The sequence below is a fragment of the Shewanella vaxholmensis genome, assembly GCF_031932135.1.
Classification (GTDB): domain Bacteria; phylum Pseudomonadota; class Gammaproteobacteria; order Enterobacterales; family Shewanellaceae; genus Shewanella; species Shewanella hafniensis.
Window position 1 is genome coordinate 74,726 of the sequence record NZ_JAUOEV010000019.1, and the last position, 12,929, is coordinate 87,654.

Annotated in this window: 11 protein-coding genes; all 11 read left to right on the forward strand. The window is 49.1% G+C overall.

The window, feature by feature from the left end:
* Positions 1 to 105 precede the first annotated feature (105 nt).
* Positions 106 to 729, forward strand: coding sequence for a guanylate kinase (gene gmk, locus Q4Q46_RS15915; protein WP_106648352.1), 624 nt, complete (start codon positions 106 to 108; stop codon positions 727 to 729).
* 58 nt (positions 730 to 787) lie between these two features.
* Positions 788 to 1,066, forward strand: coding sequence for a DNA-directed RNA polymerase subunit omega (gene rpoZ / locus Q4Q46_RS15920; RefSeq protein WP_006079841.1), 279 nt, complete (start codon positions 788 to 790; stop codon positions 1,064 to 1,066).
* A gap of 45 nt (positions 1,067 to 1,111) precedes the next feature.
* Positions 1,112 to 3,217, forward strand: coding sequence for a bifunctional GTP diphosphokinase/guanosine-3',5'-bis pyrophosphate 3'-pyrophosphohydrolase (gene spoT / locus Q4Q46_RS15925; RefSeq protein ID WP_006079840.1), 2,106 nt, complete (start codon positions 1,112 to 1,114; stop codon positions 3,215 to 3,217).
* A gap of 25 nt (positions 3,218 to 3,242) precedes the next feature.
* The gene (gene ridA / locus Q4Q46_RS15930; protein WP_006079838.1) at positions 3,243 to 3,626 is read left to right on the forward strand and encodes a deaminase RidA; all 384 of its coding nucleotides are present in this window, start codon (positions 3,243 to 3,245) and stop codon (positions 3,624 to 3,626) included.
* 227 nt (positions 3,627 to 3,853) lie between these two features.
* A complete protein-coding gene (locus Q4Q46_RS15935) occupies positions 3,854 to 5,518 on the forward strand; it encodes an AMP-binding protein (RefSeq protein WP_311906439.1) in 1,665 nt (554 codons plus the stop codon).
* Positions 5,519 to 5,697: 179 nt separating this feature from the next.
* Positions 5,698 to 6,642 (forward strand): calcium/sodium antiporter, encoded by a 945-nt coding sequence (locus tag Q4Q46_RS15940; RefSeq protein ID WP_311906440.1) that lies wholly within the window; start codon positions 5,698 to 5,700, stop codon positions 6,640 to 6,642.
* Between the two features lie 214 nt (positions 6,643 to 6,856).
* Complete coding sequence (locus Q4Q46_RS15945; RefSeq protein WP_311906441.1) at positions 6,857 to 7,561, forward strand: hypothetical protein; 705 nt, start codon at positions 6,857 to 6,859, stop codon at positions 7,559 to 7,561.
* A 131-nt stretch (positions 7,562 to 7,692) separates the two neighbouring features.
* Entirely contained in the window at positions 7,693 to 8,772 is a 1,080-nt protein-coding gene (locus Q4Q46_RS15950; protein WP_311906442.1) for a sensor histidine kinase, read from the forward strand.
* Positions 8,772 to 9,368: a response regulator transcription factor gene (locus Q4Q46_RS15955; protein ID WP_311906443.1), complete on the forward strand. Its 597-nt coding sequence runs from the start codon at positions 8,772 to 8,774 to the stop codon at positions 9,366 to 9,368. Before Q4Q46_RS15950 ends, Q4Q46_RS15955 begins: the two co-directional genes overlap by 1 nt.
* 184 nt (positions 9,369 to 9,552) lie before the next feature.
* Positions 9,553 to 11,628 carry an ATP-dependent DNA helicase RecG gene (recG, locus tag Q4Q46_RS15960; RefSeq protein ID WP_311906444.1) on the forward strand — a complete coding sequence of 692 codons (2,076 nt, stop codon included), beginning with the start codon at positions 9,553 to 9,555 and terminating at the stop codon, positions 11,626 to 11,628.
* Positions 11,629 to 11,826: 198 nt separating this feature from the next.
* Positions 11,827 to 12,723, forward strand: a complete 897-nt coding sequence (locus Q4Q46_RS15965; protein WP_311906445.1) for a DUF3014 domain-containing protein — start codon at positions 11,827 to 11,829, stop codon at positions 12,721 to 12,723.
* Positions 12,724 to 12,929 lie beyond the last annotated feature (206 nt).

Genomic DNA, 12,929 nt, shown 5'->3' on the forward strand with positions numbered 1-12,929 from the left:
GGCTTAAATTGCTGGCCTTCTAGCCCTAGTATTTCTATGGTCAAAATCGGTATAATGCTCGGCTTTCTGGGCCCTTCTTGCGTTAACCAATTGGATATTTAGCTCATGACCGCACGCGGAAATTTATTTATTGTGTCGGCGCCAAGTGGCGCAGGTAAATCCTCGCTGATCTCGGCCTTGCTTAAAGACAAGCCCGCTGACATGCAGGTTTCGGTATCACACACCACCCGCGCGCCACGCCCAGGTGAAGTCGATGGTCAACACTATCACTTCGTTAATGTTGAGCAATTCAAAGCCTTAATTGCTGAAAATGCCTTTTTTGAATGGGCAGAAGTGTTCGGCAATTACTATGGTACCTCGCGCCATGTGATTGAACATACGCTCACCCAAGGTATCGATGTTTTCCTCGATATCGACTGGCAAGGTGCCGAGCAAGTGAAAGCCGTGATGCCCGATGCCGTTGGTGTGTTTATTCTGCCACCCTCGAAAGCCGAGCTAGAACGCCGCCTCACCGGCCGTGGACAAGACAGTAGCGATGTGATCGCCAGCCGTATGGCACAAGCCGTATCGGAAATGTCCCACTATAAAGAATATGATTTTATTATCGTCAACGACGATTTTGACACTGCCTTAGCCGATTTGCGTGCCATCATTCGCAGTCAGCGCTTAACAGGTGCTAGTCAGATCCACGCGCAAAATGATATGCTTCACGATCTGTTGGCAGGATAGCTGTCATAGTGTACAATTTTGCGTCATTTTTTCCCTAGATAAACTGGAGTTTCAACACATGGCTCGCGTAACTGTAGAAGACGCCGTAGAACAAATCGGCAACCGTTTTGATATGATCTTGGTTGCGGCGCGTCGTGCTCGCCAAATCGCCGTGCAGGGTAAAGACCCTATGGTTGAAGAGATGAACGACAAACCAACGGTTATCGCCCTGCGTGAAATCGAACTAGGTTTAGTTAACGCTCACACCTTAGATGCCGATGAGCGTCAAACGGTACGTGAACGTGAAGCCGCTGAAATTGCAGCGGTTTCAGCCATTGCTGAAGGCCGTTCATTATAAGCGTTATTGAGTAAACACCTGTTTAGGTAAAAGGAGAGCTGCCACTTGTATCTGTTTGAAGGTCTAAAGGAGTCTGCTTCCGGTTACTTAGAACCCGAACAGGTAGAATTGCTCAAGCAGGCGTACCAGATTGCGCGTGATGCCCACGAAGGGCAAATGCGCACGAGTGGCGAACCTTATATTACTCATCCGGTTGCGGTTGCCCGCATCCTTGCTGACATGCGTCTTGATCATGAGACGCTGATGGCAGCACTGCTACACGACACTATCGAAGATACTCATGTCACCAAAGACGATTTAGCCGAACTATTCGGTGTCGCGGTGGCCGAGCTCGTCGAAGGCGTGTCAAAACTCGATAAGCTAAAATTTCGCGACAAGAAAGAAGCTCAGGCTGAAAACTTCCGTAAAATGATGATGGCGATGACGCAGGATATCCGCGTTATCCTCATCAAGCTTGCCGATAGAACCCACAATATGCGTACCTTAGGCGCCCTACGTCCCGACAAACGTCGCCGTATCGCCCGTGAAACCTTAGAAATCTACGCGCCCATCGCTAACCGTCTCGGTATCCATAACATCAAGACAGAGTTAGAAGACTTAGGTTTCCAAGCGTATTACCCCATGCGATATCGGGTGCTTAAAGAAGTCGTTAAAGCTGCCCGTGGCAATCGTAAAGAATTGATCCAAGGCATTGAAGCCGCTGTTTATACGCGCTTAAACGATGCGGGTATTCCAGGAAAAGTTAAAGGCCGCGAGAAAAACCTCTACTCCATCTATAACAAGATGCAGAGTAAAGAGCTGCAATTCCAAGAAGTGATGGATATCTACGCCTTTAGGGTGATAGTCGATTCCATCGACACTTGTTATCGCGTACTCGGCGCCATGCACGGACTGTATAAACCTCGCCCCGGTCGTTTCAAAGATTATATCGCTATCCCTAAAGCCAACGGCTATCAGTCACTTCATACCTCTTTGTTTGGTCCACACGGCGTGCCCGTTGAGATCCAAATTCGTACCGAAGATATGGACCAGATGGCCGACAAAGGGGTTGCTGCACACTGGGCCTACAAAGGCGGTGCGCAAACAGGCCAAGGCACGACGACTCAAGTGCGTGCCCGTAAGTGGATGCAAAGCTTGTTGGAATTACAACAAAGCGCCAGCACCTCATTCGAATTCGTTGAAAACGTGAAGACGGAACTCTTCCCAGAAGAGATTTATGTGTTCACCCCTGAAGGTCGCATTCTGGAATTACCCGTGAATGCCACCGCGGTAGACTTTGCCTACGAAGTGCATACAGATGTGGGGAATACCTGCGTCGGTGCCCGCGTTAACCGCCAAGCGTATCCGCTCAGCCAGCCGTTAATTTCAGGCCAAACCGTTGAAATCATTACCGCTAAAGGCGCACGTCCGAATGCCGCTTGGCTGAACTTTGTGGTAACAGGTAAGGCCCGCGCCAAAATCCGCCAAGTGCTTAAAAGCCTTAAGGGTGATGACGCGATTGCGCTCGGTCGCCGCCTGCTCAACCATGCGCTCGGCAAGACTAAGCTCGACAGTATTCCGCCTGAGCAGATTGAAAAAGTCATTCGCGATACTAAACATACCACGCTCGATTCACTGCTCGCCGATATCGGCCTTGGCAATGCCATGAGCATCGTTATCGCCCAGCGTTTGATTGGCGATAATCTTGAGAATCAAGAAAGCCGCGACGGCCACATGATGCCAATTCGTGGCGCCGAAGGTATGCTCGTTACCTTCGCCAACTGTTGCCGCCCAATCCCTGGTGATGCCGTAATTGCCCACGTGAGCCAAGGTAAGGGCTTAGTGGTGCACATGGAAAACTGCGCCAACATTCGTGGTTATCAAGGCGAGCCTGACAAGTACATTCCTGTGCAATGGGATAATGTCGAAGGCGTTGATTACCAAGCCAACCTGCGGGTCGAAATCGTTAACCACCAAGGCGCACTGGCGAAGATCACCTCGATCATTGCCGCCGAAGGCTCGAACATTCACAACCTCAGCACAGAGGAACGAGATGGCCGCGTGTATTTGATCAACCTGCGGATTTCGGTGAAAGACAGGATCCATTTAGCCAACGTGATGCGCCGAATTAGGGTACTGCCCGAAGTGCTGCGTACGTCCCGTAATCGTTAATTAACTCAACATTAGAGAGATCGTCATGGCAGAAAAAATCATTATAGCGACCGAAAACGCCCCTGCGGCCATCGGCACTTATTCACAGGCCGTCAAAGTCGGCAGCACAGTGTATTTATCCGGCCAAATTCCGCTTGTGCCAAGCACAATGCAAATTGTCAGCGATGATTTTGAAGCGCAAGTCGTGCAAGTATTTGAAAACCTAACGGCAGTTTGTACTGCTGCGGGCGGTTCAATCAACGATATCGTTAAGCTCAACATCTTCCTGATTGATTTAAGCCACTTTGCAAAAGTGAATGAAATCATGAGCCGTTACTTCAGCCAGCCATACCCTGCCCGTGCAGCTATCGGCGTGAAGCAATTGCCAAAGGATTCTCAAGTTGAAATGGATGGCGTGATGGAGCTGTAAGCTCTGGCATTCCACTTCAACCAACAAAAAGGCGCTGCGGCGCCTTTTTTGTTGCCGCCCCCCTCCTCGTTTCCGCTTACTATTCTCTTCATCTTATTTTCATACTCAGCTTGTAGGCTTTGGGCTCCATTCTCATATTTTACAATCCTGTAAACTATTTGCGCGGGCTCACAAAACTCGCCATACTGGGTGCAGCCAAAATAACAATAAAGAACAGGGAATTGCCAATGGATACAGCGATTAAGACGCCAATTGAAATGCTGGCGCACTGGGCTAAGACTCAGGGGGATCAAGTCTATTTACGCCAACCTATCAAGGGTCAATTCCTTGATTTTACTTGGGCCGAAGTGCAAGAAAAAGTACAGCAACTGGCCGGTGCCTTACAGCATCTAGGCCTAGAGCGCGGTGATAAGATTGCCGTACTCTCTAAAAACTGCGCCGAGTGGTTTATCACCGACCTCGCGTTGATGCACGGCGGCTATGTCAGCGTGCCGATTTACCCAACGGCCAATACCGATACCATTCGCTATGTGTTGCAACACAGTGGCGCAAAAGCCATTTTTCTCGGCAAGCTTGACCATTGGGCTGACCAAGAGGCTGGTGTCGGCGGCGAGCTACTACGCCTTGCCATGCCCTATGATACGATGCCAGCACAATATCAATGGGAACAATTGCTTAAACTAGGCTACCCCTTAGTTAACGCCCCGCTGCCTACTCCAGATCAAGTGATGACACTCATCTATACCTCTGGCTCGACTGGCCAACCTAAGGGCGCGATTCAAACCTTCGCCAGCTATGGCTGGACTTGCCAAGCGGTCGTCCGTGACCTGCGCACCGATGGCGACGATAGACTTTTATCCTATTTACCCTTAGCCCACATCACTGAGCGCGTTGCGATTGAAGGATCATCCTTCTACTCAGGTAGTGTGGTGGCTTTCGTTGAAAGTCTCGACTCCTTCGTTGTCGATGTTCAACGGGCAAAACCAACGGTATTCTTCTCGGTACCACGGTTATGGAGCCTGTTTCAGAAAAACATTATCGACAAAATTGGGGTCAGTAAACTTAATCTATTGCTGAAAATCCCACTGCTTAGCAGCTTTGTGAAATACAAAATCCATAAGGGTTTAGGCTTGAACCATTGTCGTCTACTCGGCTCTGGCTCGGCGCCAATTCCGCCATCACTGATCCACTGGTATCACAGTATTGGTCTTAATATCTGCGAAGCTTGGGGTATGACAGAAAACTGTGCCTATTCGATCATCAACTATCCTTTTGATGCGCGTAAAATTGGTACTGTTGGCCGCCCAGTTGAGGATTGCCAGATCCGCCAAGGCGAGGATGGTGAGCTACTGCTCAAGAGCCCGGGATTAATGACAGCTTATTATCTGCAGCCTGAAGCTACTGCAGCGGCATTCGATGCTGATGGTTTCTTCCACACAGGCGATTTGTGCTCAATTGATGCCGATGGTTGTGTCACTATTACTGGCCGTGTAAAAGACAACTTTAAAACCGCCAAGGGCAAATATGTAGCGCCCGTGCCTATCGAACGTAAATTGGCGCAGGATCCCCATGTTGAACTGATCTGCGTGATTGGTTCTGGTCTGCCGCATCCCGTCGCACTAGTGCAGTTATCCGAAGGGGCAAATCTACAAGCCCGTGAAGAAGTCCGCACCTCACTCAAAGCGACACTCGATAGCGTTAATCCGCACTTAGAGTCACACGAACATGTCGATGCGATTATCGTGGTTAACGATCCTTGGACGATTGAGAACGATGTGCTGACGCCGACGCTTAAGATCAAACGCCATGTGCTTGAAAAAGCCTTTAGCGAACGAGTTGATGGCATTCGTGGCGCCCAAGTTCGCTGGGAAGATGAGTTAACGCAAAAATAACTCGACTAAACAGAGAGATGGCCAATATGGTTATCGGCACAAATCAAGCACGCCTCGGCGTGCTTTTTTATGACATATTCTGTCAAATTTCGATAAAACCACGTATCATGTGCGCCAGTCGGCTAAGGGATGATTCCCTTGTACTTTCTCATTCAATATAGGTTTAACAAAGTCCCGTGATGCTCATTACACTCTCGATTATTGGCGGTTTTATTATTTTAACCTTAGGCGCCGAAGCCCTAGTGCGTGGCGCGAGTGCTATCGCCCTACGCTTAGGTATTACGCCACTTATCATAGGCTTAACTATTGTTGCCTTTGGTACTAGCGCACCAGAACTGGCTGTGAGTGTCAAATCTGCCCTCGCAGGAAACAGTGGTATCGCCTTAGGTAACGTTATCGGCTCTAACATTGCCAACATAGGTTTGATCTTAGCGATCACGGCGCTAATCCGCCCTATCCAAGTGCAATCCCAAGTGGTGAAGCGCGATATCCCTTTGATGATCTTGGCTTCTATGCTGTTCTGGGGACTCTTGTTAGACGGCGAACTCAGCCTGATTGACGGTGTGGTACTGCTTTCACTGCTGATTGGATATTTAACCTTTAGCTATATCAGCTCGAAAAACAGCAATAATGAGGAAGAAATTGAAGCGGGCCCCAATAACCCACTGCTTTCTGGCCTGTTCATCCTAGTCGGCATTAGCATGTTAGTTGGCGGCGGTATTCTATTTGTGAACGGCGCAGTCGATTTAGCAAAAACCTTCGGCGTGAGTGAAGTCATTATCGGCTTAACGATCGTGGCGATTGGCACCAGTATGCCAGAGTTAGTGACCTCAGTAATTGCGGCACTAAAAGGTCAAAGCGATATCGCTATCGGTAACGTTGTGGGTTCTAACCTGTTCAATATTTTGGGCATTTTAGGTGTTACCGCCATAGTGCATCCAGTGTCGTCACTCGGTTTCCAACCCTTCGACTTTATGGTGATGTTAGCCTTAGCCATAGTGATTCTGCCTTTTGCATGGACGGGATTACGCATCGGCCGCCGCGAAGGTTCTGTGCTACTACTGACCTATTTAGGTTATATGGGTTACCTGATTAACCAAGCGAGCGCTCAAGCTTTGGTATAACACTCAGCGGTAATATCCACCTAAAACACCGGAGCCTCTCCGGTGTTTTGCTATCTGAGTTTCGCACTTTTTAAAAAAGACAAGTTTAACACCCTTCAACTAATGACATTTGTCATGCGAAAGCCATGACCTTTGTGTCTGCATTTCTCCTAACGAATTTCTGATAATGAGTCCGTACCCAAGCACTGGGAAACTCACTCAATAAGGAAATACCATGAAAACATTTCTACTCGTCTCAAGCTTAGCGCTTATCAGCAGCCACGCGTTTGCAGCGTCGCCCTCTAACGCTAACATCACTAACATAGATGCAGCCTCAAACTCGATGAACCTAGCGCAGCTGCAACAACTGAGTGCCAGCACCCAAGATTACGACAAAGCCTATGCGAACTATCGCTTAGCCATCAGCGCCAATGTCATGGGGCAAAAAGCCCTCGCCAGCAGTGCTCTGACCAATGCGCAAACGGCTCTGGAAGCCTTAGAAACCAGCCAAGCTGACGCCGAATCCCTAGCGCTGTTATCGTCGGTTTATGGCATGCAAATCGCTTTAGACAATAGCAAAGGCGCAACGCTCGGGATGAAATCAGCCAATGCCATTGCCAACGCCGAACAATTAGCACCTCACAATCCGCGGGTCGCATTGGTGAAAGCCATCGCCGCCTATAACACCCCAGCTATGTTTGGCGGCAGCATGCAAAATGCTAAGACGCTCGCCACTACCGCCATAGAAAGATTCGCCCAACCTTGCGACGACATTTGTTGGGGCGAAGCCGAAGCTTATACCTGGCGCGGACTCGCTAAACAGGAATTAGGCGATACCCAAGGCGCGATTGAAGATTGGCATCAAGCCATCAAAGTGCAAGCAGATTACGGTTGGGCAAAATTTTTGCTTCAACAAAATCAGCAATTAAGTGCAAACTAGATCCCATTGTTAACAGGGACTGATGGCGCTGACCCCAGCGCCAACCCCTAAACAGAATAAATCAAGGCAGATGCCTCCTTTAGCATTCAAGGGGCAACTATGAACAATCAACACAGTTTCACAGAGGCATCATGATGAGCACTCCCCTTCAGCTCGAACGAAAACTTGCTTGGGTGTATTTGATAAACTTAGTGTTTTATCTTATCCCTCTAGCCATAAATCCCTATCCAAGCTGGAAAATCGCCCTCAGTTTTGCTGTGTTAATCCCTTTTATTGCCAGCTATTTTTGGACCTATAAGTGCAATAACCGTAGCGCCTATCGGCCCATTCTGATTATGGTGGCGATAGCAATAGCGATCACCCCAATCAACCCAGGATCTATCTCACTATTCACCTTTGCGGCTTTTTTCATTGGCTTTTTTTACCCTCTAAGGACCTGTCTATTGGCGCTTGCTGCCATCATCGGACTACTGTTTGCCCTCAATGAGATTTACCACTTTAACAGTTACTACTTTCCGCTTTACGGCTCGGGGTTAGTGCTCGGCGTGGGTATGTTTGGTGTCGCCGAACGCAGACGTTATCGGCATAAATTAAAAGAACAGCAAAGTGCCCAAGAAATTACCACCTTGGCCACTATGCTTGAGCGTGAGCGTATCGCGCGCGATCTACACGACATTATGGGCCACAGCTTATCTTCGATTGCGCTTAAGGCGGAACTGGCCGAAAAACTGCTGGCAAAACAAGAATACCAACTGGCCACAATCCAGCTTAATGAACTTGGTCAAATCGCCCGCGAGAGCCTCAGCCAAATTCGCCACACCGTATCTGACTACAAACATAAGGGGCTCGCGGATAGCGTGACACAACTGTGTAAACTATTGAGGGAAAAAGGGATCAGTGTCGAGCTGACAGGCAATATCCCTAAACTGCCCGCCAGAATGGAGAGCCAGCTGGGATTAATTGTCACTGAACTAGTGAATAATATTTTACGCCATAGCGGCGCAAGCCAATGTATTATCGACTTTATTCAGCAAGCAGATAGACTAGTCGTTGAGGTCAAAGATAATGGCACAAGTAAACCTATCGCTGAAGGCAATGGCCTCACGGGGATACGCGAACGTCTTGACAGCTTAGGCGGCAGCTTGAGCTATAATCTCGAACAGGGATATGCATTTACCGTCAGTTTACCTTTGCAGGGAGCAACAGATTAATGAAGATTTTATTGGCGGAAGATCAAGCCATGGTGCGTGGCGCACTCGCAGCACTCCTCACGCTTGCGGGAGGCTTTAATATCACCCAAGCGAGTGACGGCGACGAAGCCCTTAACCTACTCAAGCAGCAAAGTTTTGATCTCTTGCTAACAGATATCGAAATGCCCGGGCGCACAGGCCTTGAGCTGGCAACTTGGGTAAAGGAGCAACATAGCCAAACTAAAGTTGTGGTCATTACTACCTTCGGCCGCGCGGGCTATATCAAACGCGCCATCGAAGCCGGTGTCGGCGGGTTTCTACTAAAAGATGCGCCCTCAGAAACCTTAGTCAACGCGATTCAACAAGTTATGGCGGGTAAACGGGTAATCGATCCTGAACTGGCCATGATGGCAATTGGTGACGTCGACCCACTCAACGATAAAGAGCGCCGTGCCCTACGCCTCGCCAGTGAAGGCAAATCCACCGCCGACATCGCCGAAACTCTTTTTATCGCCGAAGGCACAGTGCGTAACTACCTCTCCGAAGCCATAGCTAAACTCAATGCTAGCAACCGAATCGATGCAGCACGCATCGCCAAACAAAAGGGCTGGCTGTAATCACGCTCACGGTTAACTACTCTTTCGTTCATATCGACAATTTTTGCGGCCTTAGCCGAAACCTAAGGGCCGCAAACTGACGTTAACTAGGCTGGCAAATAAGTCCCTCATTCTGCTTGAGATTGCCTTACGCTTATTCTCTGTTAATATATGTATAAATTCACAGTGATTGAGTGCTAACGACTTGCAGCAATTGGATCTTGTTCCGATCACCGACCTCAAAGGCGTCGCCAAAAAGGTCGCGGAGAAACTCGCAAAGCTCGGCATCACAACAGTACAAGATCTGCTGTTTCACTTACCCCTGCGCTACGAAGACAGAACCCAAATCTATCCGATTGCCGCCCTTATGCCCGGCAGTTACGGCACCATAGAAGCTGAAATCCAATCGACGCAAATCATCCAAGGCCGCAAGCGTATGCTGGTCTGCAATGTGCGGGACGATACGGGTAGCTTGAGCCTGCGCTTCTTTAACTTTTCCGTCGCCCAGCGTAATGCCATGCAAAATGGTTTAATGATCCGAGCCTACGGTGAAGTGCGCCGTGGTGGTCACCAAGCCGAGATAGTGCATCCAGAATACAAAGTCGTCTATCCCGGTGAAGATGTTCACCTGAGCGATACCCTAACGCCGATTTATCCCACAACTGAGGGCTTAAAACAGGCGAGTTGGCTCAAGCTGACCGAGCAAGCTTTGGTATTACTGGAAGATGGCGGCTTAACTGAGCTGCTGCCACCGCAGTTGCAACCAAACAACATCAGCCTTAAACAAGCGCTGCAGACGCTGCATCGACCTCCTGCGGGGATCTCTCAGTTCGATTTAGAGTTAGGCCAACACCCAGCACAGCAGCGACTCGTGCAGGAAGAATTACTCGCCCATAATCTCAGCATGCTACGCCTAAGGCAGCGCAGTAATTTAGACGCTGCTGTCACCATGCATGCCACGGGGCAATTGCTCAATCCCTTCCTTGCCGCTTTACCTTTTAAGCCCACGGGCGCCCAGCAAAGAGTGGTGGCCGATATAGGCAAAGATTTAGAAAAGCCGCACCCTATGATGCGCTTAGTGCAAGGGGATGTGGGCTCAGGTAAAACCTTAGTCGCGGCGATGGCTGCGCTGCAAGCGATTGAAAACGGTTATCAAGTTGCCATGATGGCGCCAACAGAGCTATTGGCCGAACAGCATGCAACTAACTTTGCCGCTTGGTTTGAACCACTCGGGCTTAAAGTCGGTTGGCTAGCGGGTAAACTTAAAGGCAAGGCAAGAGCGCAATCCCTTGCGGATATTGAATCCGGCGCAGCCCAAATGGTGATTGGCACCCATGCCATCTTTCAGCAGCATGTGGTCTTTAATAAACTCGCGTTAATTATCATAGATGAGCAGCACAGATTCGGCGTACACCAACGCTTAGGTCTGCGGGAAAAGGGCGTGAGCCAAGGTTTCCATCCGCATCAATTGATCATGACGGCAACGCCGATCCCGCGCACGCTAGCGATGACAGCCTATGCGGATCTCGACACTTCTATTATCGATGAATTGCCGCCGGGACGAACTCCAGTAACCACAGTGGCGATTGCCGATTCACGCCGCAACGAAGTGCTTGAACGGGTGCGTAACGCCGTCATCACAGATAAACGTCAGGCCTATTGGGTGTGTACTCTAATTGAAGAATCCGAAGTGCTCGAATGCCAAGCCGCCGAAGACACGGCCGAAGAACTGCGCCTCGCCCTACCCGAGCTCAATATTGGCCTAGTGCATGGCAGGTTGAAGAGCGCTGAGAAACAACAAATCATGGCCGATTTTAAGGCGGGCATCATTCATCTTCTGGTGGCGACAACAGTGATTGAAGTCGGCGTAGACGTGCCTAATGCCAGCCTGATGATCATTGAAAACCCTGAACGTTTAGGCTTAGCGCAATTACACCAACTACGCGGACGAGTCGGCCGAGGCGCCATCGCAAGTCATTGTGTGTTACTCTACAAGGCGCCATTGAGCCATACCGCCACTCAAAGACTGAGTGTACTCAGACAAAGTAATGACGGTTTCATCATAGCGCAGAAAGATTTAGAAATTCGTGGCCCGGGTGAAGTGCTTGGCACTAAGCAAACGGGACTGGCCGAGCTGAAAATTGCCGACTTAGTGCGCGATCAAGCCTTGATCCCGCATATTCAAAAACTGGCAAATCATGTGATGGCGCAGACCCCCGAAAAAGTCGATGCGATTATCTTACGTTGGCTCGGGCACAAGCAGCACTATGTGCAGGCTTAGGCAGTAAAGGGTAAAGGCCGAGGAGTGACATCTGCCTCGATACTCAAAATAAATTGTTTATGTTCAGCTAAGCGCTATAGACAAGCGCATGGAAACTTGCAAAATGAACCAGCGGTATTCCAATAGTCCGCTCTTGCACTTTAATGTTAGCTGCATGTATTCACCAAGTTACCTTGACACTCAAGCGAAGGATGTAAAATGCAAGTTAATCAAGATGATAGAATAACACCTCAAGAGACTTCTTCTAGCAGTAATCGCTTTGCGCTTTTTGCGATAGTGCTCGTCGTGCTACTTTCTGCCGGAGGATATTATTACTACAGCGGTGACTCAGATTCACCTAAACTCATCCCTAACGCGCCAATTGTATTGCCTGAAACACCGCCATCTGAGCCAATGACGCTCGAAAGTGCGCAAGAACCAGAAACCACTGAGACGACGCCTGCCGTTACAGAAACAAACACCAACAGCACAGAAGCCCCTGCGGTAACTGAGCCTGAAGTGGTTGCTGAACCAGTACCTGCACTGGCTGAAAGTGATGCATTCGTACAACAAAAAGCCCTCGCCATTATCGATAACAATGTGCTGGGTTCTGCATTAGTGCAGCAAGATCTCGCGCGCCAATTTGTGGTGTTTGTCGATAACTTAGCTCAGGGCGAATTAACCCGAAAAGTGAGTCCACTCAAAGGCCCAGAGAAGCATTTCTCGGTTTCTGAAATCACCAACAAAGTGTATTTAAATCCTGAGGGTTTCCACAGATACGATGCCTATGTTGACTCGATTGCCAAAATGGACGAACAGACGTTAATGGTCACCTATAAGCAAATGACGCCTATGCTAGAGGAAGCCTTTACCGAACTCGGCTACAGCAACGCTAAATTCAACGACAGAATGCTGCAAGCGATTAAAATACTGCTCGCGGCGCCTATCATTGAAGATCCGATTGAGCTGAGCTCTATTAGCGTTAACTATCAATTTGTTGACCCTAACTTAGAGGCACTACCCAGCGCGCAAAAACTGCTGATCCGTATGGGGCCAGAAAATACCCGCAAGCTAAAAGTAGCCCTACGCAAACTCGAGAACCAACTGGCGCAGTAAAACCTTGCCGTGGTGAAGACAAAAGGCGCTCGGTGCGCCTTTTTCATTTTGACCGTAAATCGCTAGGATAAAAAAGCCTGTCGAATGAGAATGCCATTGCGATATTTGTTACACAAATTCGATCTAACTGCCGAAAATCGCAGCACTTGATCCCATTGCATTAACCCATACAATGCAAATGGCTTCATAAAAACGCGGGGCATAGT

What these genes read in the sequence shown, in the direction of transcription:
- Q4Q46_RS15955 (WP_311906443.1), top strand. Translation starts at nt 8,772, where the DNA reads ATGAAGATTTTATTGGCGGAAGATCAAGCCATGGTGCGTGGCGCACTC.
- gmk (WP_106648352.1), top strand. Translation starts at nt 106, where the DNA reads ATGACCGCACGCGGAAATTTATTTATTGTGTCGGCGCCAAGTGGCGCA.
- Q4Q46_RS15950 (WP_311906442.1), top strand. Translation starts at nt 7,693, where the DNA reads ATGATGAGCACTCCCCTTCAGCTCGAACGAAAACTTGCTTGGGTGTAT.
- rpoZ (WP_006079841.1), top strand. Translation starts at nt 788, where the DNA reads ATGGCTCGCGTAACTGTAGAAGACGCCGTAGAACAAATCGGCAACCGT.
- Q4Q46_RS15965 (WP_311906445.1), top strand. Translation starts at nt 11,827, where the DNA reads ATGCAAGTTAATCAAGATGATAGAATAACACCTCAAGAGACTTCTTCT.
- Q4Q46_RS15940 (WP_311906440.1), top strand. Translation starts at nt 5,698, where the DNA reads ATGCTCATTACACTCTCGATTATTGGCGGTTTTATTATTTTAACCTTA.
- ridA (WP_006079838.1), top strand. Translation starts at nt 3,243, where the DNA reads ATGGCAGAAAAAATCATTATAGCGACCGAAAACGCCCCTGCGGCCATC.
- Q4Q46_RS15935 (WP_311906439.1), top strand. Translation starts at nt 3,854, where the DNA reads ATGGATACAGCGATTAAGACGCCAATTGAAATGCTGGCGCACTGGGCT.
- Q4Q46_RS15945 (WP_311906441.1), top strand. Translation starts at nt 6,857, where the DNA reads ATGAAAACATTTCTACTCGTCTCAAGCTTAGCGCTTATCAGCAGCCAC.